23 protein-coding genes are annotated in these 24416 nt (G+C 71.6%); 11 read left to right on the top strand and 12 right to left on the bottom strand.

From position 1 onward, the window contains the following. Nucleotides 1-80 precede the first annotated feature (80 nt). Nucleotides 81-1142 carry an Lrp/AsnC family transcriptional regulator gene (locus ACWFRU_RS36450; RefSeq protein ID WP_453692383.1) on the top strand — a complete coding sequence of 354 codons (1062 nt, stop codon included), beginning with the start codon at nucleotides 81-83 and terminating at the stop codon, nucleotides 1140-1142. On the opposite strand, the gene ACWFRU_RS36455 is transcribed toward ACWFRU_RS36450, so the two are convergent. Beyond that, nucleotides 1127-1648 carry an NUDIX hydrolase gene (locus ACWFRU_RS36455; protein WP_453692384.1) on the bottom strand — a complete coding sequence of 174 codons (522 nt, stop codon included), beginning with the start codon at nucleotides 1646-1648 and terminating at the stop codon, nucleotides 1127-1129. The two genes, ACWFRU_RS36450 and ACWFRU_RS36455, sit on opposite strands and share 16 nt — an antisense overlap. Further along, on the bottom strand, nucleotides 1645-3057 hold the full coding sequence (locus tag ACWFRU_RS36460; RefSeq protein ID WP_453692385.1) for a helix-turn-helix domain-containing protein: 1413 nt from the start codon (nucleotides 3055-3057) through the stop codon (nucleotides 1645-1647). The genes ACWFRU_RS36455 and ACWFRU_RS36460 overlap by 4 nt, the downstream gene beginning before the upstream one ends. 296 nt (nucleotides 3058-3353) lie before the next feature. Between ACWFRU_RS36460 and ACWFRU_RS36465 the strand changes: the two genes are divergently transcribed. Together ACWFRU_RS36465 and ACWFRU_RS36470 are read left to right on the top strand one after the other, a co-directional pair. After that, nucleotides 3354-4010, top strand: a complete 657-nt coding sequence (locus ACWFRU_RS36465) for a hypothetical protein (RefSeq protein ID WP_453692386.1) — start codon at nucleotides 3354-3356, stop codon at nucleotides 4008-4010. After that, on the top strand, nucleotides 4007-4609 hold the full coding sequence (locus tag ACWFRU_RS36470) for a hypothetical protein (protein ID WP_453692387.1): 603 nt from the start codon (nucleotides 4007-4009) through the stop codon (nucleotides 4607-4609). The genes ACWFRU_RS36465 and ACWFRU_RS36470 overlap by 4 nt, the downstream gene beginning before the upstream one ends. 104 nt (nucleotides 4610-4713) lie before the next feature. On the opposite strand, the gene ACWFRU_RS36475 is transcribed toward ACWFRU_RS36470, so the two are convergent. After that, nucleotides 4714-8565: an ATP-binding cassette domain-containing protein gene (locus ACWFRU_RS36475; protein WP_453692388.1), complete on the bottom strand. Its 3852-nt coding sequence runs from the start codon at nucleotides 8563-8565 to the stop codon at nucleotides 4714-4716. A 181-nt stretch (nucleotides 8566-8746) separates the two neighbouring features. Here ACWFRU_RS36475 and ACWFRU_RS36480 point away from each other — a divergent pair, with 181 nt between their 5' ends. Further along, the gene (locus ACWFRU_RS36480) at nucleotides 8747-10564 is read left to right on the top strand and encodes an alpha/beta fold hydrolase (protein ID WP_453692389.1); all 1818 of its coding nucleotides are present in this window, start codon (nucleotides 8747-8749) and stop codon (nucleotides 10562-10564) included. A 30-nt stretch (nucleotides 10565-10594) separates the two neighbouring features. Here ACWFRU_RS36480 and ACWFRU_RS36485 read toward each other — a convergent pair whose 3' ends face one another. From ACWFRU_RS36485 to ACWFRU_RS36500, 4 genes are all read right to left on the bottom strand, one after another. Further along, entirely contained in the window at nucleotides 10595-11533 is a 939-nt protein-coding gene (locus ACWFRU_RS36485) for a sigma-70 family RNA polymerase sigma factor (protein WP_453692390.1), read from the bottom strand. Nucleotides 11534-11543: 10 nt separating this feature from the next. After that, on the bottom strand, nucleotides 11544-12734 hold the full coding sequence (locus ACWFRU_RS36490; RefSeq protein ID WP_453692391.1) for an NAD(P)/FAD-dependent oxidoreductase: 1191 nt from the start codon (nucleotides 12732-12734) through the stop codon (nucleotides 11544-11546). 147 nt (nucleotides 12735-12881) lie between these two features. Continuing rightward, complete coding sequence (locus ACWFRU_RS36495; RefSeq protein WP_453692392.1) at nucleotides 12882-13184, bottom strand: hypothetical protein; 303 nt, start codon at nucleotides 13182-13184, stop codon at nucleotides 12882-12884. Nucleotides 13185-13283: 99 nt separating this feature from the next. Then, the gene (locus ACWFRU_RS36500; RefSeq protein ID WP_453692393.1) at nucleotides 13284-13952 is read right to left on the bottom strand and encodes a DNA-binding response regulator; all 669 of its coding nucleotides are present in this window, start codon (nucleotides 13950-13952) and stop codon (nucleotides 13284-13286) included. A gap of 79 nt (nucleotides 13953-14031) precedes the next feature. On the opposite strand from ACWFRU_RS36500, the gene ACWFRU_RS36505 reads away from it, so the two are divergent. Continuing rightward, a complete protein-coding gene (locus ACWFRU_RS36505; RefSeq protein ID WP_453692394.1) occupies nucleotides 14032-14907 on the top strand; it encodes an oxidoreductase in 876 nt (291 codons plus the stop codon). Between the two features lie 59 nt (nucleotides 14908-14966). Here ACWFRU_RS36505 and ACWFRU_RS36510 read toward each other — a convergent pair whose 3' ends face one another. Together ACWFRU_RS36510 and ACWFRU_RS36515 are read right to left on the bottom strand one after the other, a co-directional pair. After that, nucleotides 14967-15338 carry an ANTAR domain-containing protein gene (locus tag ACWFRU_RS36510; protein ID WP_453692395.1) on the bottom strand — a complete coding sequence of 124 codons (372 nt, stop codon included), beginning with the start codon at nucleotides 15336-15338 and terminating at the stop codon, nucleotides 14967-14969. A 262-nt stretch (nucleotides 15339-15600) separates the two neighbouring features. Further along, nucleotides 15601-16371 (bottom strand): SDR family oxidoreductase, encoded by a 771-nt coding sequence (locus ACWFRU_RS36515; RefSeq protein ID WP_453692396.1) that lies wholly within the window; start codon nucleotides 16369-16371, stop codon nucleotides 15601-15603. A gap of 102 nt (nucleotides 16372-16473) precedes the next feature. Between ACWFRU_RS36515 and ACWFRU_RS36520 the strand changes: the two genes are divergently transcribed. Together ACWFRU_RS36520 and ACWFRU_RS36525 are read left to right on the top strand one after the other, a co-directional pair. Continuing rightward, complete coding sequence (locus ACWFRU_RS36520) at nucleotides 16474-17304, top strand: helix-turn-helix domain-containing protein (protein ID WP_453692397.1); 831 nt, start codon at nucleotides 16474-16476, stop codon at nucleotides 17302-17304. Between the two features lie 127 nt (nucleotides 17305-17431). Beyond that, on the top strand, nucleotides 17432-18034 hold the full coding sequence (locus ACWFRU_RS36525; RefSeq protein WP_453692398.1) for a DUF6417 family protein: 603 nt from the start codon (nucleotides 17432-17434) through the stop codon (nucleotides 18032-18034). On the opposite strand, the gene ACWFRU_RS36530 is transcribed toward ACWFRU_RS36525, so the two are convergent. Further along, a complete protein-coding gene (locus tag ACWFRU_RS36530) occupies nucleotides 18012-18554 on the bottom strand; it encodes a GNAT family N-acetyltransferase (RefSeq protein WP_453692399.1) in 543 nt (180 codons plus the stop codon). The two genes, ACWFRU_RS36525 and ACWFRU_RS36530, sit on opposite strands and share 23 nt — an antisense overlap. Nucleotides 18555-18656: 102 nt before the next feature. Between ACWFRU_RS36530 and ACWFRU_RS36535 the strand changes: the two genes are divergently transcribed. Continuing rightward, a complete protein-coding gene (locus ACWFRU_RS36535) occupies nucleotides 18657-19097 on the top strand; it encodes a VOC family protein (protein WP_453692400.1) in 441 nt (146 codons plus the stop codon). A 66-nt stretch (nucleotides 19098-19163) separates the two neighbouring features. Then, nucleotides 19164-19790: a HutD/Ves family protein gene (locus ACWFRU_RS36540; protein ID WP_453692401.1), complete on the top strand. Its 627-nt coding sequence runs from the start codon at nucleotides 19164-19166 to the stop codon at nucleotides 19788-19790. Nucleotides 19791-19814: 24 nt separating this feature from the next. On the opposite strand, the gene ACWFRU_RS36545 is transcribed toward ACWFRU_RS36540, so the two are convergent. Continuing rightward, on the bottom strand, nucleotides 19815-20147 hold the full coding sequence (locus tag ACWFRU_RS36545) for a hypothetical protein (RefSeq protein ID WP_453692402.1): 333 nt from the start codon (nucleotides 20145-20147) through the stop codon (nucleotides 19815-19817). A gap of 368 nt (nucleotides 20148-20515) precedes the next feature. Between ACWFRU_RS36545 and ACWFRU_RS36550 the strand changes: the two genes are divergently transcribed. Continuing rightward, nucleotides 20516-21001 carry a MarR family winged helix-turn-helix transcriptional regulator gene (locus ACWFRU_RS36550; RefSeq protein ID WP_453692473.1) on the top strand — a complete coding sequence of 162 codons (486 nt, stop codon included), beginning with the start codon at nucleotides 20516-20518 and terminating at the stop codon, nucleotides 20999-21001. A gap of 159 nt (nucleotides 21002-21160) precedes the next feature. Further along, complete coding sequence (locus tag ACWFRU_RS36555) at nucleotides 21161-23257, top strand: MMPL family transporter (protein ID WP_453692403.1); 2097 nt, start codon at nucleotides 21161-21163, stop codon at nucleotides 23255-23257. On the opposite strand, the gene ACWFRU_RS36560 is transcribed toward ACWFRU_RS36555, so the two are convergent. Then, nucleotides 23243-24379, bottom strand: a complete 1137-nt coding sequence (locus tag ACWFRU_RS36560; protein WP_453692404.1) for an LCP family protein — start codon at nucleotides 24377-24379, stop codon at nucleotides 23243-23245. The genes ACWFRU_RS36555 and ACWFRU_RS36560 overlap by 15 nt on opposite strands. Nucleotides 24380-24416 lie beyond the last annotated feature (37 nt).

Consider the following 24416-nt stretch of genomic DNA (forward strand, 5'->3'; position numbering starts at 1 on the left):
TCGGTATCAGGGATCACGACTATGTAAAATCGCCGGAATCCTTCAGCACGACGCCTTCTACGCAGGATTCGGCACACCTCATGGACACGCGGGAGAAGCACACCACGCCGGGCCCGGACACCCAGGGCGCGCAGCGCACGCACGCCCTGGACGAACTCGACCTCGCCGTCGTGCACGGCCTGCAGATCCAGCCCCGAGTGCCCTGGGTGCGGTTGGGCGAGGTCCTTGAGGTCGACGCGGTGACCGTCGCCCGCCGCTGGGAGCGCATGGTGAACGCGGGCGTGGCCTGGGTCGACGGTTACCTCTCGCCCGGCCACGACGAGGGTGTCTACGCCCAGATCGAGATCGACATGCACGGGCGCCTGAGCGAGGACACCATCGGCCGGCTCGCCCGCGATCCGCAGGTGCTGAGCCTCAAGCAGACGTCGGGCGGGCGTGATCTGCTCGCGATCGTCGGTGCCGCCGATCTCGACGGTCTCGCCCGGCTCACCGGCGACCGAGTGTCGCAGTTGCCCGGCGTGCGCGCCGTACGCAGCCACGTCATCACCGCGGCCCCCTTCGAGGGAGCCTCCTGGCGGCTGCGCAGCCTCACCCGCCGGCAGCGCGCCGCCCTGACCGTGGACCGGCCGGCGATGCCCGACGAACCTCTGCGGCCCCTGGACCGCCGGATCGCTCTGGCGCTCGGCGTCGACGGCCGGATGCCGCTGACGGAACTGGCCGCGGCCGTGGGCGCCTCCGCCGCCACCGTCCGGCGCAGGCTCCGCGTCCTGATCGGTACGGGGCGGCTCTCGCTGCGTTGCGCGCTGGCCAGGCCGCTGACCGGTTTCCCGGTCTCGGTCGTCTACTTCGGGTCGGTGCCCGCCCAGCATCTCGACGAGACGGTGAGCGCGCTGCGCACCCTGCCCGGTCTGCGCATGTGCAGCATCACCGCGGGCGCGCACAACCTGGTGCTGGACATCTGGCTGCCGACGCTGTCCGAGGTCCACACCACCGAGGCGCTGCTCAACAGCCGCCTGGCGCACCTGGATCTGCGCATCACGGAGCGCGCCGTGGTGCTGCGCACGGTCAAGCATGTGGGGCGGGTCCTTGACCGCAGAGGGCACAGCGTGGGGTCGGCTCCGCTCAACTACTGGGACATATAAGGGCGTTCGTGCCCGCCGTGCTGGTACCGGTCGTAGTGTTCGTACGCCTCACGGGCGTCGGGGACGAAGTCCTCGTGGCGCACCAAGTCAGCCAGTTCGCGCTCCGTCATCCAGGCGTGCCACGCGACCTCCGAGGGATCTGGTCGCACCGGCTCCGTGACCACGACCTCGTGCAGGCCGAGCCAGTACGGGCTGATCACCCCCGCGCAGCAGAACTTGAGCACGAACCGTGGCTGCCCCTGAACGCCGAGCTCTTCCGCGAGTTCCCGCGCGGCGGCCTCCTCGTAGGACTCCCCGGCGTCCGCGGCCCCGCCCATCATCCAGTTGAACTGGCCCGGGAAGCGGGACATGTCGTCGGGGCGGCGGTGCACGAAGATGCGCCCGGCCGGGTCACGGCACACGATGGTCGCCACCCGGTGCAGCCACTTGTGCCGTATCGCCTCAGCCCTGTCCACGACGGCCAGCACTTCGTCCCGCTCGTCGACGCGATCCACCCATTCACTCATGCCCCACACGATCGCAGGGCGAACAGCCGGGTGAGCGGGTGGAAGCAGTAGCGGCCGGGGGCACGGGACTCCAGGAACTGCACGTCGACCAGTTGCTCCAGGATCACCTCGGTCTCCGAGGGCGCCCCGCCGGTCGTCGCCGCAGCCCGCGGCACCGTCAACTCGCCCTGTACGGCGGCCAGCAGGGGAAGCGCGAGCGCTGCCGCCCGGCCGGTGGGGCCGCGGGTCAGGAGTTCCCGGTGGCCCGCTTCGAGGGCCGCGTGCATGTCCAGGTCCGCGAAGGACAGCTCGGCCAGGCGGCGCTCGGGGTCGGTCAGGCGGTCGGCGAGTTCGCGTACCGGCCACCGGGGCCGTGCCGCCAGGCGGGCGCCCGCGATGCGCAGGGCCAGCGGCAGGTGATCGCAGTGGCGCGCGATCGCCTCGGCGGCGGCACACTCGCCCTTCAGGCGCCCCGCTCCCGCCCACAGGCCGAGCACCTCGATGGACGCCGCCGGCGGCAGTGGCGTCACGTGGAGGTGGACGGCGCCGTTCAGGGCGGCGAGGACACCACGGCTGGTGACCAGGACCGCGCAGCCGTGCGCGGCGGGCAGGAGGGGACGCACCTGGGCGGCGTCCAGGGCGTTGTCGAGGACGATCAGCACCTGCCGCTCGGTGAGCAGCGTGCGGTAGGCCGCCGCCGCGTCCGCCGCGCTTCCCGGATACGGCCGCGGCGCACCCAGGGCGGCGAGGAAGCGCCTGAGCACGACGTCGGCCGGAACCGGGTGCTGGTCGCGGCGTGAGCCCCGCAGGTCCGCGTAGAGCTGGCCGTCGGGAAACCGCTCACCGAGTCGATGGGCCGCGTGCACGGCGAGCGCGGACTTGCCGACGCCGCCGGGGCCGTCGAGGGCGACCACGAGTGGCCCCTTGCCCCGCGCGGCCGGGCGCAGCACGCCCAGTACGTCCAGCTCCCCTGTCCGGCCGGGGAGTTCGGGAATGTCCGCGGGCAACTGGCGCGGCACCGGCGGCAAACAGGCGGCGCCCGCCTTCCCGGATGGACCCGCGCGGCCGTTGGCGCCCGTACGGGAGCGGCGCGCCTCCTCCACCCGGTCGCGGGCGGTGGCGAGTTGGCGCAGTTCGTGCCCGGTGGCGCCGAGCAGCTGGACCAGGGCGTCGAAGCGGTCCGTCGGCGGCAGGGTCTTGCCCGCGAAGTAGTCGCCGATCACCCCGTGCGCCCATCCCGTGCGCGCCGCCAGCTGCCGATAGGTGATCTGCGCGCCCCCGTCCCTGCGCGCGGCGCGCCTGCGCAACTGGCGCAGCAGCGCGGCCAGCGCATCAGCCGTGTCCACGGAATCGACCGGGCCGACGTCTGCCGTCGCCTCCCGCGATCCCCCGTCCGGCGGGTGTCCCGCCGCCCCCGTTCCCGCTGGCATGGATCGCATCCTCCGTACCGGCCCGCACCGGGCGAGGCCGTATGGCCGCCGCCTGGCCGAAGCCATCCGGACCTGTCCGGCGGTGCCCGATTTCGAGGATCTCCTCCCGGAACGCGGGCGAGCATCCAGCTACCGCTCGGATCCCGCGCACCGGCGACCGGGCACCACACCGGCTGTCACTACGGCATTCGTGAAACGCCGTCCGCCGGTTTGGTGCGGCTTCCCGTCGGACGCCGGAGGACGGGCGTGGCAACACCGTACGACCGACATCGGACAACCAAGGAGGCACGACCTATATGAGTAGGGTCTGCAACAAAGCCCCCAGCCTGCCGGATGGCAGCGTGGCCGAACAGTCCCTGTACGAGCGCGTGGACGGCCCCATCGCCACCGGCTCGGCCCACTTCATGCGGGCGGGCAGCGAGCTGCACCTGATGCACTCCGACCTGGAGCTCAACGACATGCGCCAGGCCGCCCTGCGGGTGCGCTGCGCTGCCGCCGCCGTGCGGGCCGCGCTGGTGGAGTACCGCGCCTCGCACCGCGTCGCCCAGGAGCTGGGCTTCTACCCGGTCCACGACGAGCGGCTGCGGGTCGCGGGCGGCGGGGCCGCCCCGGTGCGCGAGACGCTCGGCGCGGCCCGGGAGGCGGACCTGGTCCAGCTGGACCAGGTTGCCGTCGAGGCCATCGCGCTGCGTTACGAAGAGGGCGGCGACGAAGCGGCGTTCGGCCACTTCGTGTCCGAGCTGACCGGGTTCGCGGCGGGACTCGAGGGCTTCGCGGCCCACGCGTCCGAGGCGGGTGCCGCGGACTGGCAGCGCGTGGCCTGGCAGTTGCTCACCGGGTTCGACCGCATCCGTATCTACGGTCAGGCCCTGGCCGTCATCAACATCCTCGGCATGACCCCCAGCGCCGTCGCCGTCGCCGGTGCCGGCCAGGAAAGGAGGAACGGGATATGAGCGCCGTCTGCAACAAGCTCCTCAGTCTCAGTGAGGAGGACCTGCGCAACAAGAAGCAGCTCGCGCTGGCTGCGGGCACCGAACTGAACGCGGCCACCAGCGAGCTGTGCCGGGCCCTCGAACTCGCCGAGCACGGCGACGGGGTGGCCGGTGCCGCCGTGTACGCCGCGGCGGCACAGGACCGGCTGGGCGGCGCCGCGAGGATGCTGGAGCAGGTGGCCGACATCCTCGCGACGGGCACCCTCACCAAGGAGACCGCGGCCTGGTACAGCAGGCTCGACTACGACCGGCTCTACCGCTCGGGCGTCAGCCTGGGTCAGGTGCCGCAGTCGGCCGAGCTGTGGGAGGCGTTCACCCGGCAGGCCAGGACCGGTGGCCCGCTCGGCATCGCCAACGACATGCGTGACCGCACGCTCGCGGTGGCCGCCCTGATCGGTGAGTGGCTGCAGCGGATCGACGTCCCGGCGGCGGACACCGCGCTGCCGCGGATCCAGTCCGCGATGGCGGACCTGGCCGCGTACGCCCAACTCGTCGCCTTCGCCAACAAGGTGGAGCCGCGGGACCCGGCGTGGGTGATCGCGCAGGACGCTGCCGCGTAACCAGTGGCGGGTAGGACGAGGGAGCGCCGGCCCGGGCCGGCGCTCCCTCTCGTGTGCCCGCGGTCCCTGTGGCCGGGGCTCGCGTGTATGCGGTGGGCCGCCTGTCACCGGTAGGCGCGCGCCTGGAGGTCGTACATCTGGGCGTAGAGGCCGCCTCGCGACAGGAGTTCCTCGTGGCCGCCCGTCTCGGCGACGCGGCCCTGGTCGAGTACGACGATGAGGTCGGCGCCGCGTACGGTCGAGAAACGGTGGGTCACCAGCAGCGTGACCGTGTCCGGATGCCCGCCGTCCGGCCGCGGACGCCGCGCGGCCTCGATGTAGCGCTCGAAGATGACGTGTTCGGTTTCCGCGTCCAGGGACGCGGTCGGCTCGTCCAGGACACGCAGCAAGGGCTCCGGACGCATCAGCGCCCGCGCGAGCGCCAGTTTCTGCCACTGGCCCGTCGACAAGTCGACCCCGCGCTCCCAGCGGCCGCCGAGCTGTGTGTCGAGGCCGTCGGGCAGCGTGCCGGGCAGGTCGGTCGCGCCGGCGCGGTCCACGGCGTCGGCGATCGCCCGCGGGTCGGCGATCCGTGACAGGTCGCCGACGCCGACGGTCTCGCGGAGGGCCAGTTCGTAGCGCACGAAGTCCTCGAACGCGGCGCCGATGTGCTCGCGCCACCGCTCCGGGGCGAAGGCGTCGAGAGGAACCCCGTCGACCGTGATCCGGCCCCGCGTCGGCTCGTACATCCGGCACAACAGTTTGACCAGCGTGGACTTCCCTGAGCCGTTCTCGCCGACCAGGGCCACCACTCCCCCGGCGGGCAGCCGCAGTTCGACATCGTGCAGCGTGGTCACCGCGGTGCCGGGATAGCGGAAGGTCACCCCCTCGACGGTGATGTCATGGCGCAGCCTCGGCGGCACCGGTGTCCAATCCGCGTCGGTCGCCGTGGGCGCCAAGCTCGCCTGTTCGGCGTACGTCCGTAGCCAGCGCAACCGCTCGGCGCTCTGCAGGAGTTCGACGACGGCACCCGTGGCCTGCACGAGCCCGCCGACATGTCCGGTGAAGCGTCCGGCCAGGACGACGGCGAGCAGGACGGCGCCGAGGCCCGTCTGCCCGGTCACCGCGAGATGCACGACGAAGGCGACCGCGCCGATCAGACCAAGGGTGTTGAGCAGTCCGGCCACACACCCGATCGCGGCGAACCGCCACTGCGCCCGGCTCGTCACGCTGTCCGCCCGGCCACGCAACTCGCCCACCCTGGACCACAGTTCGGGCCCCGCGTCGAAGACGCGCAGTTCCTTGCCCGCGTCCGGCGAGGTCGCGAGGCGGGCCAGGCGTGCGGCCAGCCGGTAGTCGGCCGCCGTGGTCTCCTGTGCGCGGGCGATGACACCTCGGGCGGCGATCTGCAGGCGCAGGGCGAGCGCGCCGATGAGCGGGAGCACGAGCAGGGCCGGGTGGACGGTGGCCAGCAGGGCGGCGGTCACCAGGAAGCCGCCGAGCTGTTCGAGCAGGTTGAGCACCCAGTTGAGCAGGGCGCCCATGGCCAGGGTGCGGTCTCGCAGCAGGTGGAGCCGGTCCTGGAACGCGGGAGACTCCTGGTGGCGCAGGCCGGGTATCCCCGCGGCCAGCCGTGCCAGGAGCCGGTCGAAGGCGAAGCCGACCCGTTCGCTGAGCCCGATCCTGGCGCCGATCGCCGCCAGTTCGACCGCCTCCCACACGCCGAGGCTCACCACCAGCAGAAGGGCCGCCGACACCGTGGATTCCAGCAGTCCCTGCTGGGCTCCCTCGGCCATGGACCTCAGCCACAGGGCTTGCAGGGCCGCGAGTCCGGCCGCGGCGGGTACGAGCAGCAAGCCGAGTACGGCGAGTTTCCAGGACTCACGGAAGGACTCGACGACCAGGGTGCGCAGCGCGTCGAGCACGCCGCGCCGGCCACGTGGGGCGCCTTCGGGAAGGTCGGGGTCGTCGGTGCTTTTCGGCAGGGCGCCTTTTGGCAGCGCGCCTTTTGGCAGCGCGTGATCCGCCGGTCGCGTGCTCGGCCGGGGCGGCGGCGCGGACCCGCCGGGTTCACGAACGGCGGTCTCCGTGTCGCCGTCGACGAAACGCTCGGCCTGGAGCCGGTACATCCGGGCGTACTTGCCGCCCAGCGCCATCAAGGCGTCGTGCGAGCCGCTCTCCACGATCCGCCCGCCGTCCATGACATGGATGAGGTCGGCCTTGCGTACGCCCGAGAAGCGGTGCGAGACCAGGATCGTGGTGGCCTCCCCGCTCACCGTCAGGAAACGGTCGAAGAAGTCGGCCTCCGCCCGCGCGTCGAGATGCGCGGTGGGCTCGTCCAGCACGAGCACGGCTCCCGACCGTGCGGCCAGCAGCGCGCGGGCGAGCGCGACCCGCTGCCACTGACCGGCGGACAGGTCGGCGCCGCCCGCGAACTGCCGGGACAGCACGGTGTCCCAGCCCGCGCCGAGCCTGCCGGGCAGTTCGGCGCCGTCGGCCAGTTCCAGGGCGCGCTTGAGGGCAGCCGCGTCGGCGCCGACGCCGGGCGCACCCATCGCCACGTTGTCGCGCAGCGTCAGCGGATATTTCACGAAGTCCTGGAAGACCACGGAGATGCCTCGCCGCCACTGCCGCGCGTCGTACGCGCGCAGGTCCGCGCCGTCCGCCGTGATGCGCCCGGCGTCGGGCTCGTACAGCCGGGCGAGGAGTTTGATCAGCGTCGTCTTGCCGGAACCGTTCGCCCCGACGATCGCCACGGACGAACCGGCGGGGATCGTCAGGTCGAGGCCGCGCAGCACGGGCTGCTCCGTGCCGGGGTAGGTGAAGTCCACGGATTCGAAGGTGATGCCGTGCCGCACGGCCGGAACCCGGCCGTCGCAGTGGCCATTCTCGGCCGCCCCATGGCCGTTGACGCGAGCCCGGCGGGCCCACCCGTCGCCGTTCCCAAAGGCGCTCCCCCGACCGCGGACCACCCCGGCCCCGCTGTCGGCCGTTCCCCGTGCCTCCAGCGCCACGAGCGACCGCAGCCCGAGCAACGCGTCGCGCACCATGAGGTCGTCGTCGCCGACCCAGCCCAGCGCGGGCAGGGCGAGCGCGGCCTGGGCGCTGATCACGAGCTCGGTCAGCCCCAGGTCGCCCCGCGCGGCGGCATAGGCCGCGTATCCCAGGACCAGCCCCTCCCCCAGCACCACGAAACCCACCGCGCCATAGGCCCGCCGCGCGGCCGTCCCGCGGGTGGACCAGACCTTGGCCATGCCCGACCGCCACACGGCCGTCATCCGCTCGGCGAGCCAGTCGCCGAGCCCGAAGACCCGTACCTCCTTGGCCGGTTCGGGATCCAGCGCGAGCGAGCGCAGATAGGCCGCCTTGCGGATCACCGCGCTCGCCGCCTCCATGCTGCCGTGCACCTGACGCGACAAGCGCAGATACGAGCGATACGTCAGCACCGCCGCGAGCCCCAGCAGGAGCGGTGCCCACCACGCCAGCGGCGCCAACAGGACGAGCAGACCGACCCCTTCGAGGCGCGGGCGCACGATCTCCGGGAGCAGGGAGGCGAGTTGGTCCGGCCGGGTGCCCTGCTCGGTGGCCAGGCGCAGGGTGTCGGCGTACCCAGGCTCCTCCAGGTGTCCGATGCCGTCCGGGCCGGTCCCCGCCGCGATGGCCCGGTCCTCCACCACACTGGCCGCCCGTAGTCGCAGCACCGCCGCGAGCCCGCTCTCCAGGGCGCGCAGCCCCGTGCGCAGGAGGGTCAGCGCGCCGAACACGGTGAGGGCGACCAGCGCGCTCTGGGCCTGTTCTGATCCGGCGCCCGCTTCCACGGCTCCGGGCAGCGCGCCCACGAGCCGTCCGGTCGCGACCACGATGAGGGGGCCCGTGAGCGCCCCGCAGACCACGGTCGCGGCGAGCGCGAGCGTATGCCGGGGGCCGGCCCGCCACAACAGCCGCACTGCGGCCGTCCATTCCTGACACGTCCGCATTCCGGCCTCCTGAGCCGCGTACCGCCGTCGGAAGCCCGATGCTCACAGAGGAGCCGTGCACCCCGGCGACGGTCCCGGTCGTCACCGGACAGTGCCGGTCACCTGCCGGGCCACCTGCGCATCACCCCACGGATCGGCTTGAGCGGCTTGCCAAATATATAGACCGGTCTATTCTCTCGGCATGAAGGAAACTGGGTACGACGGCCATGACACGGGCTCTGGCGACCGGCACGCACTCGTACTGGGCGCGAGCGGCTTCATCGGACGCCACTTGGTGCTCGCGCTCGGCCGGAGCGGAGTCAGGGTGAGTGCGGGCAGCCGGAGCGCGGAGTCCTACGCACGCCTGGTGGGGTGGTTGTCGGAGCACGGGCACGATCAGGCACCGGCCGACCTGAGGGTTGCTTTCACCGCGGCGTCGCTGATCCTCCCGCGCGAGGGCGAGTTCGACGACCTCACCGAGATCTACAACTGCGCGGGCGCCTACCGGTTCGGGATGTCGGTGGACGAGGCCCATCGCGCCAACGTGGACAGCGTCCGTGCGGTCGTCACGTTCGCGGCGCGCCTGCCGAATCTGCGCCGCCTGGTGCAGGTCTCCGGCTATCGCGTGGGCGGGCAGCCGCCCGTCCTGTGGGACGAAGAGCAACGCCGGGAGAAGTACCGGGCTTTGGGCGCCTACGAAGCGTCCCGGGCCGAGGCGGACGCCGCTTTCCAGGCGGACGCGGACCGGTTGGGGGTTCCCTGGAGCATCGTCAACCCGTCCAGCGTGATCGGGGACAGCGTCACCGGGGAGTCGGACCAGTACCTGGGGCTTGCCTCCAACCTGAAAGACATCTGGCAGGGCTCACTGCCGGCGCTGCCGGGAAACGGGCAGACGTTCGTCCCCGTGGTCGCGGCGGACCACCTCGCCCGGTTCATGACGTTGCTCCCGACGGACGCGGAGACCCGACGCAGCGCGTACTGGCCGCTGGCCGACGACACGCCCGCCTTGCCCGACCTGCTCACGCTCGTCGCGGAGCGCTACGGCGTCAAGGCACCCCGGGCACGCATCCCGGTGCCGCTGCTCAAGCGGCTGCCCCGACGGCTCACCCAGGCTGATCCGGAGACCCTGACCTTCCTGTCCGCCGACCGCTACCCGACCGGACCGGCCCGGGCCTTCGCCGCCCGGCACGGACTCACCATGCCGGACACCGTCACGACGATCCACCGCTGGGCCGACCATCTGGCAGCCCGCCGCTTCGGCGAAGCCCCGGCAGGCGACAGGCGGTTCACCGCACACGGCGGCATACGGACCTTCGAACTCGGCGAGGCGGGAGCCCCGACGGTGGTGCTGCCCGGCCTGCCGGTCAACGCCGACACCTGGGCCCCGGTCGTCACATCGCTCGGGCATGCCCGCGCCGTCGACCTGCCCGGCCTGGGCATGAGCGCGGGACGCCCTCACGACTGGCCGGCCTGGCTGAGCGCACTGGTGACTCAGACCGGCGCCCGGCACCTCGTGGGCCACTCCATCGGCGGCGCGGCAGCCGTGGAAGCCGCGACCGCCCACCCCGAAGCGGTGGCCCAACTCACGCTCGTGTCACCGTTCTTCCTCCAGGCACCCCCGCCCCGCAGCACCAAATGGACACCCCTGACCCGCCGGCACCTGAGCCGGACGACCTCGCAGGCGTTGTCCAGGAGACTGACCGGCACCACGGACCAAGCGGACGCGCTGCGATCCGCTGTCGCGGACCTGCGCCGCGGCTCCGTCGCCACCAACACCGCCCGGCTGCTGGCCCGCACCTCGCACCCGCACCGGCGCGCGGACCTCCAGGCCAAACTGCAGCGCTATGCGGGACGTGTCCACCTCATCATCGGCTCCCGTGATCCGCTCACACCGCAGGGCCAGGCCCTGTTGGCCGCTCTCCCGCGGGCCGCCGTCACGGTGCTCGACGGCGCGGGTCACCACCCCCAGCTCACACACCCGGAAGAGGTGGCCCGGGCCATCGCTCAGAGCCTGGAGTGACCCTGACGCCGGCTCAGGTGGCGGCCCCGGTCACCACGCACTGACGACCGGCGCGCCGGGATCGTACTGCTGCCAGGCCTCGTTGAGGCGCGTGAGGCGGCTCGCGGCGGCGACGCCGTGCAGGGACCCGACCCTGCCGTCGCTGACTTCGCACGACACGGCGCCCACGACCCGGCCCTCGATCACCGCCACCACGGCCGGGGAGCCGTTGACCAGCGCGACATGCAGCGCGGGGGAACCACCTGCCAGCCGCCGCTTGGCGGGCGTGGGCTTGAAACCGGCCGCCACGAAGGAGGCGACGCGCTCGCGCGTCTTGTACCGCAGCAGCCGCCTGGCCAGTCCGGCGCCGTCCGAGACAGCGGTCACGTCGGCGGTGAGCATCTCCACCAGCCGCTCGGTGCGCCCCGATGTCGCGGCGACAAGGAACTCCTCCACGATGCGGCGCGCGGACGCGGGGTCCACCTCGTCGCTGCCGCGGCGCTCGGCGCTGACCCGGCGCCGGGCCCGGTGGACATGCTGCTGGCTCGCGGCCTCGGTGATGTCGAGGATCCCGGCGATCTCGGCGTGGGCGTACGAGAAGGCCTCACGCAGGACGTACGCCGCCCGCTCGACGGGTGAGAGGCGCTCCATGAGGGTCAGCACGGCCAACGAGACCGATTCGCGCTGCTCGAAGGTGTCCGCCGGGCCGAGCATCGGGTCGCCCTCCAGGAGCGGCTCGGGCAGCCAGGCACCGGCCACCCGCTCGTGGCGCGCCTGCGCCGAGCGGAGCCGGTCGAGGCACAGGTTGGTGACGACCTTGGTCAGCCACGCCTCCGGCACCCCGATCCGTTCACGGTCGGCCGCCTGCCAGCGCAAGAACGCGTCCTGTACGGCGTCCTCGGCGTCGGCGGCCGAACCGAGCAGACGGTACGCGAGCGAGGCCAGCCGCCCCCGGCTGGCCTCGAACCGATCGATGGCTGCACTGTCCATGCGGAACAACCTATGCGGTGGCCCTCACCGGCACCTGGCCGGGCACGGCGCTCAGGCGGCGCCTGCGCTTCGGCATGCCGAAGGTGGGGTGGACGATGCCCCATCCGGCGCCCTTGAGGACGCCCGACTTGAGCCGCGCGGCGGTCTTGCCGCCCAGGTACCAGGACTTCGAGCTGGCTTCGCCGTCCACCATCTGGAAGATCGCGTCCCGCCGTCCCAGGCTGATGTGGTTGCCGTAGTACTTCAGCCCGACGGTCGGGACGTCGCCGCCGGTCAGGCGCGCGATGATCGCGGCCGTCGCCTGCATGTTGGTGAAACCGGCCGAGGCGCAGGACATCGGCAGCGGCCGGCCGTTCTCGCCGATCGCGTAGGCGCAGTCACCGGCGGCGTAGACCTCGGGGTGCGAGACCGAGCGCATGGTGCGGTCGACGACGATCTGGCCGGTGTCGGCGACCTCCAGGCCGCTCGCGGCCGCGATGGGGTGCACGGCGAACCCGGCGGCCCACACCGTCACTTGGGCCGGGATGGACGTGCCGTCGGCGGCGAGCGCCCGTGCCGGTTCGACGGCTTCGATGTCGGTGTGCTCGTGGACGGTGATGCCGAGCCGGTCGAAGGCCTGGCGCAGGTGGCGGCGGGCCTTCGGGGAGAGCCAGTCGCCCAGTTCGCCGCGGGCCGCGAGGGCGACGTCGAGGTCCGGCCGCGACTCGGCGAACTCGGTGGCGGTCTCGATGCCGGTCAGCCCCTCGCCGGCGACCAGGACGGTGCCGCCTGCGCTCAGGCCCGCCAGGCGCTCGCGCAGTCGCAGCGCCGAGGTCCGGCCGGTGACATCGAAGGCGTGCTCGGCCACGCCGGGGACACCGTGGTGGGCGACGGAGCTGCCGAGCGCGTACAGAAGCGTGTCGTACGCGATCTCCCCCTCGCCGTCCTCGCCGCTCACCGCGACGGTCCTGCGCTCGGGGTCGACACCGGTCACCCGCGCGAGGCGCAGCCGCACCCCGGTGCCCGCGAAGATGTCGGCGAGCTTGCGGACGGCGAGGTCCTGACCGGTCGCGAGCTGGTGCAGCCGCATCCGTTCGACGAAGTCGGGCTGGGCGTTGACGACGGTGATCTCGATGTCGGCGGGTGACAGCCGGCGGGCCAGGTTCCCGGCGGCGAAGGCCCCGGCGTATCCGGCGCCGAGGACGACGATGCGGTGCTTCATGGCGTTGCTCCTGTCTCGTTCGCGCGTGCCCCTTGAACGAGATGGCGCCGCGATTGCTGACAGGAGCCGACTGTGACGTGGGTCACCTCGACGTGGTGCCGGTGATCGAGGCGGTGTCCGGCGCGGGAACGGGCCGGCAACTCGCGCTCAGGGATCGATGCAGAGGAGCGTGATGGCGGAGGCGAGGGTGCCGAGGAGGCTGAGCGCCCAGTACTGGGCGGGCGAGAGCCGGGTCCTGCGGGCGAAGGGGCGGTTGACGGCCCACCAGAGGAAGCCGCAGGCGGCGACGGGGAGTCCGAAGCCGATGAGGACGATGCCGAGGCCGTCGTTCTCCTCCGGTGCGGGGCGCACCCAGGTCGCGCCGATGTAGTAGAGCATGAAGAGCGGGACGAGGGCCGGGCCGCCGAGCAGCAGGTTGATGCCGAACGCGGTGTACCACCGTCCGATCATGACTCCCTCACCCCCGTGATCATCCCTTGGGGACAGTAGCCGACGGCGGCTGCGCTCAGGGCAGCGGTGCCTGACAGGCGGCGCCCCGGCGGGTGCCGGTCAGCTGCCGGTGAGGCCGCGGCGGCTCGCGTTGACTCCGGCCTGAAAGCGCGAGTCGGCCTCCAGTGCCGTCATCAACTCGGCGACCCTCCTGCGATAGGTCCGTACGGACATGCCGACGCGGCGCGCGCCCACGGCGTCGGTGAGTCCGTCCGCGAGTGCGCGCAGCACGGCGAGCGAGTCGGCGTCCAGGCCCTCGGTCTCGCGCCGCAGATAGTCCGCGAGAGGCGTCCCGGCGTCCCACGTGGCACGCATCAGCGCGTGTACGCCCCCGACGAGGGCCGGTGCGGAGGTGATGGTGAACTCCCGGCCGCGGGCCCCACTGCGCCCGGCAAGGATCATCACCCTGCGGTCCAGGATGATCGTCTCGTGGGGCAGCGTCGCGGCGCGGACCCGTACCTGCCCACCGGCCGCCGCGACGGCGAACAGGTGCAGCCGCTGTTCCTCGTCGGACAGTACGGCGGGGGTGTAGAGCTTGCGCACGACCATGCCCTCGGCGGTCCGCGGGCCGAGGCGGCGCGCGATCGTCGCCCTGGCCTCGGGCCGCGACCAGGTGTGCAGGTCGTTGGCCGCGCAGAAGAACTCCCGCGTCGTCTCGTTGAACAGCTGGGCGGTCCGCGCCACGAGCTCCTCCTCGCCGTGCACCGTCAGCGTCGTTTGGTCGGTCACCCTCCCAGTCTTCCTCACGATCGTGGCAACAGGTTGCCATCCGGTCCGTCGACGGCCCTGACAGGTTGAGGCTGGAAACATGACCACACAGATCACGGCCGCTGCGAGCGGCCAGTTCACCCTCGGCGGCGACCTCCGCGTCAACCGGCTGGGCTTTGGCGCGATGCGGCTGGCGGCGGGCACGTTCGCCGGACCGGCACGCGATCCCCGGACCGGTGTCGAGGTGCTGCGGCAGGCGGTCGACGCGGGGGTCGACCACATCGACACGGCCGGTTTCTACGCGCGCGGCGACGTGAGCGCCAACGACCTGATCCGCGAGGCGCTCGCGCCCTACCCCGCCGATCTGCTGATCGCCACCAAGGTGGGCCCGCTGCGCGGCCCGGACGGCATGCCCACCGGCCAGGCCGGCCCCGAGCAGTTGCGGGAGCTGGTGACAGAGGACCTGCGTGCCCTCGGGCTCGACCGATTCGACCTCGTCTACCTGCGGGTCGGCGGCATGAGTGAGCCGGGGGGCGAGAGCGTCGCCGAGCGGTTCGCGGCGCTGGCGGAACTGCGCCGGGAGGGGCTGATCCGTCACCTGGGGGTCAGCAATGTCGATGTGACACAACTCGACGAGGCGCGCGGCATCGCGCCCGTGGTCGCGGTGCAGAACCAGTACCACGTGCATCGCCCCGACGATGCGGCCGTACTGGCGCGCTGCGAGGAACACGGCATGGCCTACGTGCCGTTCTTCCCGCTCGGCGGCGGCTTGGACCCGATCGAGCACGGCCGCCTCGCGGACGTGGCCAAGCGGCACGGCGCGACGACCGCGCAGGTCGCACTCGCCTGGCTGCTCGCCGGCTCACCGAACATGCTGGCCATCCCCGGCACCGGCTCCCCCGCCCACCTCACCGAGAACATCGAGGCGGCGGGCCTGCACCTCGACGCGGCCGACCTCGCTGAGCTGAGGGGCTGAGGGTACGGACACGGGGCGCGAGCGGCGGGCGGGCGGGCGAGGCGCGCTCTCGCCCTCGCTCACCCCGTGGCCGCTCGGCGCTTCCTCAGTGCCTCGCCGAGCGCCGTACGGACCGGGCTCGGCAGCGGTTCGCCCTCGGTCGTGGCGATCAGCTCCTCCGCCACCGCGCGCAGTTTCGTGTTGGAGTGCTGCGACACCTCGACCAGGATCTCCCACGCCTCGTCCGCGGTGCACGGACCCAGCGTCATCAGCATCCCCCGCGCCTGGTCGATGGACGGGTGGGACTCCATGGCGCGATGAAGATCGTTGACCTCCGTGCGCAGCGCCTTGATTTCGGCGACCTCGTCCGCGCACTCGTCGTTGGCCTGTTGTTCGGTGTCATCCCGAGGCTTCAGGGCCGATGTGTTGAGAGAGTCCGGTGAGGAAGCCACCTGCTCTGCCTCTCGTCTACTCGGGCTGCCTCTGTCCGGCCGGCAGAACCGCTGATGAGCCGAGCATCGCAGATTCTCCACATCTATGGCCATGGTTTGCGGTTCTGTGCATGCGGCGGCGCCGGTGGCTGTCTGTCCCAACCAACCGGCGCCTACGTCGCACAGCGCTGTGCTTACGTGGAGATCGGGTAGCCACCTGCGTTGATCTCAAACGGGCGCGGTATTCGTCGCCGCGCCGGGGCACAGGACGGCTGGATCCGGCTCAGCGCTGGCGTGCGGGGCGTACGACGATCTCGTTGACGTCGATGTCGGCCGGTTGCGCCAGGGCGTAGGAGACGGCGGCCGCGATGGCGTCGGGTCCCATCGCGTGCGCACGGTAGCTGCGCATGGCCTCGGCGGCGCCGGCCTCGGTGATGGTGTGGGCCAGCTCGGATTCGACCACGCCGGGCGAGATGGTGGTGACCCGGATCGAGGGGTCCACTTCCTGGCGCAGGCCCTCGGTGATCGCCCAGGCCGCGTACTTGGTGCCGCAGTAGACGGCAGCGGTGGGAACGACCTCGTGGGCGCCGATGCTCGCGACCGTGACGAAGTGCCCCGATCCCTGTCCGTCGAACACGGGCAGGGCCGCGGCGATGCCGTGCAGCAGGCCGCGCACGTTCACGTCGATCATCCGGTCCCACTCGTCGACGAGCAGGGAGTCCAGCCGCGACAGGGGCATCACGCCGGCGTTGTTGATGAGGACGTCGACGCGGCCGTGGCGGTCGCGGGCGCCCTGGACGAAGGCCGCGACGTCCGCGCGGTCCGTCACGTCCAGTTGCACCGGCTCCAGGGCGCCGCCGGAGCGGGCTGCCGCTTCGGCCGTGCTCTTGGCCAGTTCCCGCAGGCGGTCGGTGCGGCGCGCGCCGGCCACCACCAGGTGTCCCTCGGTCACCAGACGTGCGGCGACGGCCGCTCCGATGCCGCTGCTCGCGCCGGTGACGAGGATGACCTTGCGGTCGGTGGGCGCGGTGTTTTCCGGGTGTTGTGTGGTCATGTCGTCGAGGCTGGCCCGGCCACGGCGTGGGTGGGAGAGGCGGCGTTCTCCTGGGTGCGGCGCACCCAGGAAGCGCGGCGGGCGCGGACCTAGCATGGGCGCATGGCACGCTCTGAGCTCGGCGCATACCTGACCGCCCGGCGCGCCCTCGTCACTCCGGCCGAGGTGAATCTCCCCGTCACCGGACACCGCCGGGTGTCGGGGCTGCGGCGCGAGGAGGTGGCCCTGCTCGCCGGGGTCAGCGCCGATTACTACGTACGCCTGGAGCAGGGACGGGAGCGCTCGCCCTCCGCGCAGGTTCTCGATGCCCTGGCCACCGCCCTGCGCCTGGACGAGGACGGGCGGCTGCACCTGTTCCGGGTGGCCGGGGTCGGTCCCCGTGTCAGGGCGGCGGCCGTGGCGGACCGGGTCGAGCCGAGTCTGCTGGCCCTCATGGACGCCTGGCCGCACAATCCGGCCGTCGTCTACAACCGGGCGTACGACGTTCTCGCCTCGAACACCATCGCCGACGCGCTCTTTCACGGCTGGGCGCACTCGCGCAACCTCCTGCACGTCGTGTTCACCGATCCCGCCGCCCGCGCCTTCTACCGCGACTGGTACGACGTCGCGCGCAACTCCGTGGCCGGTTTCCGGCTCGGCCACGGCGTCGCACCCGACGATCCGCGGGTTCGGCAGGTGCTGGGTGAACTTCTGGAGCGCAGCCCGGAGTTCGCCGAGCTCTGGGCCCGGCACGACGCCCGGGGCAAGGCGTTGGAACGCAAGCGCTTCGCGCATCGCGAGGTCGGGCCGCTGACGCTGACCATGCAGACGTTCGACGTCCGCTCGGCCCCCGGCCAGGAGCTCGTCGTCTACCACGCCGAACCGGCCTCCCCCAGCAGCGAGGCGCTCGCGCTGCTGGGCTCACTGGCTGCGACCACGCGTCAGGAGCCCTGAGCCGGCACTCTGGCGCACACCATCAGAACACCGGTTCTTTTAGGGGGAGACCGTCTCAACAGCGCCCCCCGGGGCGCGGATGCACGCTAGCGTCGCGGCAACGCACTGTTGGGCGGGAGGGGCAGGGATGCGACGCTCGGCCGGGCATTTCGCGCTGCTGCAACGGGTGGCTGACGTACAGCGCGGCACCGATGGATGGGCCACGGCGGGGCCCGGACTCGATGAACGCACCACGAGTCCCCTGGTGAAACTCGGGCTGGCCCGGGTGGCGCCACGCGAGGAACAGGCAGAGCTGTCGGCGAAGGCGGGCCGGCCCGTCCTGTGGGCGGTGCAGCTGACGGCCGACGGCTGGGACGCACTGCTCTACGCGCAGGCACGCGCCACTGACCCAGCCGTCGAGGAACCAGCGCCGGGGCTGCAGCAGGTGGGCCTGCGCCGCTCGGAGTTGGACGCCCTGAGGCGGTTCATCGACTTGCGCGGACGACTGCACCACGGGCCCGCACCGGGCCTGCGGTCGGCGGTGGAGGCGGCCCGCTTCAACGCCGCGTCCAACAGGTGGGTCGTGTATGTCAGCGGCGAGCAGATGCAGTCGATGGCCCGCGCGTTCTTCCTCGAACGGCTCGGCGGATCGGCGGCACCGGCCAACCGGTTCGCCCGTGTGTACGGGGTGAGCTACCCGCCCCCCGCGCCCCTCCTCGTCCCTGAGCTCAAAGGGGAGCGAGAAGCATGAGGATCTCGTCGCGGTCGTCGTCCGGGGCGAGCCGGAGGGCGGCCGGCCACCGGCCGACTTCCCGCCAGCCCAGGCGTCCGTAGAAGTCCTCGAGGCCGACGTCGCCGCGGGCGGCGAGGCGGAGCTGCTCCAGACCCATCTCGTCCCGGGCGATCCTTCGTACTTCCCGCATGAGGGCGAGTCCGATGCCGCGTCCGCGTACGACGGTGCGGGTCTGGACGTGGTGCAGGGTGCCCCAGTGCGCGATCAGCTCGAACCGGTCGCGGCGGACGTTGAGCCAGCCCACGAGTGCGCCGTCCGCCGTTGCCGTCAGGAGCCGGCTGGTGTCGGGGGACAGCCCGTCGATGATGCCGTCGAGGGCCGGAGTCACGGTGGCGGTGTCGACCGGAGGAAACGGAAAGCCGGCCGCGCCGCCCGCGTTGGTGACCTCGACCCAGCACTCGACAAGAGCGCGGCGGACTCGGGGGGTGACGTCACCGGATGTGGTGAGCTGCTGGAAGGTGAGCGAATCTGCGGCCATCCCGAGATCATGGCACCCGCCACTGACACCCCCCTCGGACACAATGTTCCCGTGGGCGGCGCCCCGGTGAGGCAGCCGCACGAGGAAGAAGGAGAGATCGGCATGGCGATTCAGCGGATGGACAACGTCGGCATCGTCGTCGAGGACCTCGACGCCGCCATCGCGTTCTTCGTGGAACTCGGTCTGGAGCTGGAGGGCAGGGCGGAGGTCCAGGGCCCCTTCGCCGACCAGTGCACCGGACTCGACGGCGTCCACTGCGACATCGCGATGGTCCGGACCCCGGACGGCCTCAGCCGGCTCGAGCTGGCGAAGTACCGCACGCCCGCGGCGATCAGCGCCGGGCCACGCAATCAGCCGCACAACATCCTGGGCACGCACCGCGTGATGTTCGCGGTCGACGATCTAGAGGACACCGTCGCCCGCCTGCGCCTCCACGGCGGCGAACTCGTCGGTGGGATCGCCCGGTTCGAGGACAGCTATCTGCTCTGCTACGTCCGCGGCCCGGAGGGCATCATCGTCGGACTGGCCGAGCAGCTGCCCTGAGGCCCGTTCGCCGCGACGCCATAGGCTGGCGCCCGGACGGACGACGGAAGAAGGAGGCGGCCTCTCATGGGCGGGGATGTTCTGCGCTGGAGCCAGTACCGCAGCATGCCGTGGAAGAACGGCGGCGGTGTGACGAGGGAGGTCGCGTCAGGCACGGTGCCGGCACCCGTCGCCACGGAGGAACCGGCGCGGGAACCCGCGCAGGAACCCGCGGACGGGTTCGACTGGCGGGTGAGCATCGCGGACGTCGATGCGGGCGGCCCCTTCTCGCCGTTTCCCGGGATCGACCGTGTGATCACCCTGGTCGAGGGCGAAGGCATGGTGCTGACAGTGGACGGCGCCTCGCAGCTGGTGGAGCCGCTGAGCCCCTTCGCCTTCCCCGGTGACGCGACGACGGACTGCCTGCTGAAGGCGGGCGCGGTACGCGACATGAACGTGATGACCCGCAGGGGCCGGGCGACGGCACAGGTGCGGATGCTCACCGTGGCTGCCGCGCGGGGTGCGGAGATGGTGTGCGCCGAGGACGAGACGCTGCTCGTCATGGCCGTCACCGAGGGGATCAGCCTCGGCGCTCAGGACGGGCGGGACATCGCGCTCAGCCGTCTCGACTGCGTACGTCACCAAGGTGCCGGAGCGTTGAGCCTGAGGGGCGAGGGCACTGTGGCCGGCGTCAGGATCAGCGCGACGCGCTGACGGTGGGAGCCGACTGCTGTGTGGTCAGGCGTCGACGACGCGCAGCGTCTCGATGCCGTCCCAGCCGCGTGCGGTGAGCCTTTCCTGCAGCGCCAGTTGGGGGGCGGCACGGATGACGAGGCCCTGAGGGGGCTGGAGGTTGTTGGCGAGGGCCACGAGGATCTCCAGGGCACTGTTGGCCAGGTAGTGAACCCCGGTCAGGTCGATGGTGATCTCTTGGGTGCTGCGGCTCTGTGCGGTCAGGGCCATGGCGAGCGCACCTTTGTGCGCGCCCAGGACCTCCCCGTACAGGCACACGCCCTCGGCGGCGGTCGAGGGCACGATGAGGAGCAGGTCGTCGGCGAAGTAGCCACGCATGAGTAGTCCCGGATGCCGTGCACCGGCAGAGATACAACGGAACTCGAAGGAGAAGGGTCCGCCCTGGAGGGAAACGATGCGTCTCGCGGTGCCTGGTGACGGGTTCAGAGCCCCGTAGGTTCAGCCGCTGACGGGTGAGGGCCCCAACCCGGGCCCGAAAGATCGCCGGAAGACCGCTGCCGCGCTGACGGCGAGCAGAGCTTCCACGGACTATGTCAACAGAGTACTCGCGTAAGGGCCCTGGGCGACAGACCCCCAACACATCCGGATATTTCACGGTGGTGCGGCGCATGGACTCCGCGCCGCCTTGTCGCTCTGGAGTGCGGGATATATAGGCTGCTCATGTGGCCAGTACAGAGGAATCAGCGATCAGCGGCAGTGCGGCGTCGGATGAGGCGCCGGCTCCTGTGCCGACGGATCTGCAGTCGTTCGCGGTGCAGCTGCGGCGCATGAACGGCGAGCTCAACCGCCTGATCCATGGTTTCGCCGCCGGCCACGGCCTGCACGCCACGGACGTGCAGGCCCTCGCGGCGATCCTGGATTCGAGTGATCCGCTCACTCCGGGGCGACTGCGCGATCATCTGGGGTTGACGTCGGGCGCCGTCACCGCGTGCCTGGACCGGCTCGAACGGGCGGGACACATCCGCCGATCGCGTGACAGCGAGGACCGCCGTGTGGTGCATCTGCACTACGCACCCCAAGCCAAATCGGCTGCGCGCACCTTCTTCCAGCCTCTCGCCGCGGCGACCGATAACGCGCGCGTGCGGTTCAGCGACGACGAACTCGACGTGGTGGTGCGCTTCTTGGCCGCCATGAACGAGGAGCTCTCCGAGCTGCGCGGTCGCCAGCGCTAGCTCCACCCGCCACCGCGGGCGGCCTTCGCCCGCCCGCGCCGTGACCTCGTCCGGGTGACGGACGTTTCTCTGGTGCACCCGCTGGGCACCCGTGACGGACCAGATGATTCAATCATTGAGATACTTATCTATTGAAGCATCGTGTTCGCAAGGAGATCCATGTCCACACGTACGCGCCTGGCACGCTGGCTGGTCCCCGTCGTTCTTCTCGTCGCCTGGCTCGGCATCGGCGGGACACTCGGGCCGTACGCCGGAAAGCTCGGGGAGGTCGCCACGAACGACCAGGCCGCCTTCCTGCCGCAGAATGCCGAGTCCACCCAAGTCATCGACGCCCAACGCACGTTCAGGCAGGACGAGACCCTGCCCGCGATCGTCGTGTGGACCGCGGAGGATGACGCGCGCTCCGGCGGCATCGACCGGTCACAGAAGGCCGACGCCACCCGGGCACTGGCCTCCCTGAAGGACGCCGAGGGAACCGCCGGACCCCCGTCCCCCGCCGTGCTCTCCAAGGACGGCCAAGCCCTGCAAGGGGTCGTGCCCCTGCGGACCGACCTCGGCGACCAGCTGGAAACCACCTTGGCGGACGTCAAGAAGGCGGCGGACCAGGTGCCCGGGACAGAGGTCCAGGTCGCCGGGCCCGCGGCCAGCCAGGCCGATCTGTCCGACGCGTTCGGGGGCATCGACGGCCTGCTGCTCGGGGTCGCCCTGATCACCGTCCTGGTGATCCTGCTGCTCGTCTACCGCAGCCTGCTGCTCCCGCTGGTGATCATCATCGGGGCCGTCTTCGCCCTCGGTCTCGCCTGCGGAATCGTCTACGTGCTCGCCGACCACGACGTCGTACGCGTCGACGGCCAGGTCCAGGGAATCCTGTCCATCCTGGTCATCGGCGCCGCCACCGACTACGCCCTGCTGCTCACCGCGCGCTTCCGCGAGGAACTCGCCGTCAGCCGCGACAGGATCACCGCCATGCGCTCGGCACTGCGCCGCTCGCTCGGCCCCATCGTCGCGAGCGGGGCGACTGTCGCACTCGGACTGCTCGCCCTCCTGCTGAGCGACCTCACCAACAACCGCGCGCTCGGGCCCGTCGGAGCCATCGGCATCGTCTGCGCCGTACTCAGCACGCTGACCTTCCTGCCCGCGGTCCTCATCCTCCTGGGGCGCGTGGCGTACTGGCCCGCCAAGCCCAGGTCGGCAACGGAGAAGTCCGCCGGACAGGGCGTGTGGAAGCGCATCGCCGCGCTCGTCGACCGGGCACCGCGCAAGGTCTGGGCCGCCACTCTCCTGGGCCTGCTGGTCTGCGCCGCCTTCGTCCCCTCGCTCCAGTCCAAGGGCGTGCCCCTGAACGAGATCTTCGTCAACGACGCGCCCTCGGTGGCCGCGCAGAAGACGCTCGGCAAGCACTTCCCCGGCGGCTCGGGCAACCCGGCCGTCGTGATCGCGGACGCGGACAGGGCCGAGCAGGTCACCACCGCGGTCGAGCGCACCAAGGGGGTGTCCTCTGCCGCCGCCGTGGGCGAGTCCGGCCGGCCCGGCGCGCGCCCCCTCGTCGTCGACGGCCGCGTACGGATCGACGCCACGCTGGAGGACGCCGCCGACAGCGACGCCGCGAAGGCCACGGTGGCACGACTGCGCGAGGCCGTGCACGCGGTGGACGGCGCCGACGGACTCGTCGGGGGCTACACCGCCCAGCAGTACGACACCCAGCGGACCGCCGAGGACGACCGCATGCTCATCGTCCCCGTGGTCCTGGCGATCATCCTCGTCATCCTGATCGGACTGCTCAGGTCGCTGCTCATGCCAGTGCTGCTGGTGGCGACGGTGGCACTCAACTTCCTTGCCACCCTGGGCGTTTCGGCCCTGGTCTTCCAGCACGTCCTGGGCTTCAGCGGCACCGACTCCTCCGTACCGCTCTACGGTTTCGTGTTCCTGGTGGCGCTCGGCGTGGACTACAACATCTTCCTGATGTCCCGGGTCCGCGAGGAATCGCTGCGCCACGGGACGCGCGAAGGAGTGCTGCGCGGACTGACCGCGACTGGCGGTGTCATCACATCGGCCGGAGTGGTCCTCGCGGCCACCTTCGCGGCCCTCGGCATCATCCCGCTGGCCTTCCTCGTCCAGATCGCGTTCATCGTCGCCTTCGGCGTCCTGCTGGACACCCTGGTCGTACGGTCGCTCCTGGTGCCGGCGCTCGTGCGCGACATCGGCCCGAAGGCGTGGTGGCCGGGGGCCCTCAGCCGTACGTCAGGTACCCGCTGACACCGGCGAGTCGCTCTGATCGCCCACCGATTCCCGCGTCGCGGACTTCGGGATCGGCTTGTCGTGCCGCAGGGCGTCCCACACCCGGTGTGAGGCCTTCTTCAGCGGCAGGACCCGTCCCGCGTCCTGGGAGTCATAGGTGACGGGCATCGTGACCATGTCGGTGCGCTCGGGGCTGATGTTCTTCAGCTCCTTGGCCAGACCGAGGAGCTTGTCCGCGGAGGCCAGCTCGGAGTCCGCGCTGATGGTCTTGGTCGCGGTGTCCGCCAGGTCGTAGGACTTGGCGGGGCTGCCCAGCGGGTCGACGGTGTCGGCACGGTGGATCAGCGCCTTGATGAACGCCTGCTGGAGCTGGATGCGGCCCAGGTCGCTTCCGTCACCCACGCCGTGCCGGGTGCGGACGAGCTCCAGGGCCTGCTTGCCCTTGAGCGTGTGCTTGCCCGCGCTCAGGGCGAGCCCGCTGTTGGGGTCGTGGATGGCCTTGCGGGTGGTGATGTCCACGCCGCCGAGCTCGTCTATGAGCTTCTGGAAGCCCTTGAAGTCGACCTCGAGGTAGTGGTTCATGCGCACGCCCGACATCTTCTCGACCGTCTTCACGGTGCAGGCGGGGCCGCCCACCTGGTAGGACGAGTTGAACATGGCCTGCCGCGCGCCGGGCGCCGTGCCGCCGTGCGGCTTGGCGCACTGGGGCCGCTTGACCATCGTGTCGCGCGGAATGCTGACGACCGAGGCCTTCTTGTGGGTCTTGTCGACGTGCAGGACCATCGCCGTGTCGGCGCGGGCCCCGCTGATGCCGCTGCCGTAGCGGCCGTGGGTTCCCGCCCGGGAGTCGGACCCGAGCAGGAGGATGTTCATCGAGCCGTCCTTCTGCTCGCTGGGCCGGTCCTTGCCCAGGGCGGCGTTCACGTCCGTGCCCTGGATGTTGCCGTTGAGGTGCTGCCAGGCGTAGGCGGCACCTCCTCCGCCGATCAGGACCAGTCCCAGTGCACCCCATGTGGCGTAACGCAGGGTCTTCTTCTTCGGCTTGCGCCGGGAGCGCCGCACCCGCGGGGGCCCGTAGCCGGGCACCGCGGGGCCGTCGGCCGTGTGCGCCTGCTGCTCGTTGCTGCTCTCGTGCGGCATGCGCTGCCCCTTCTCTTTGACCGCTGGCTCAGTGGGT

Source organism: Streptomyces sp. NPDC055099, assembly GCF_053607685.1.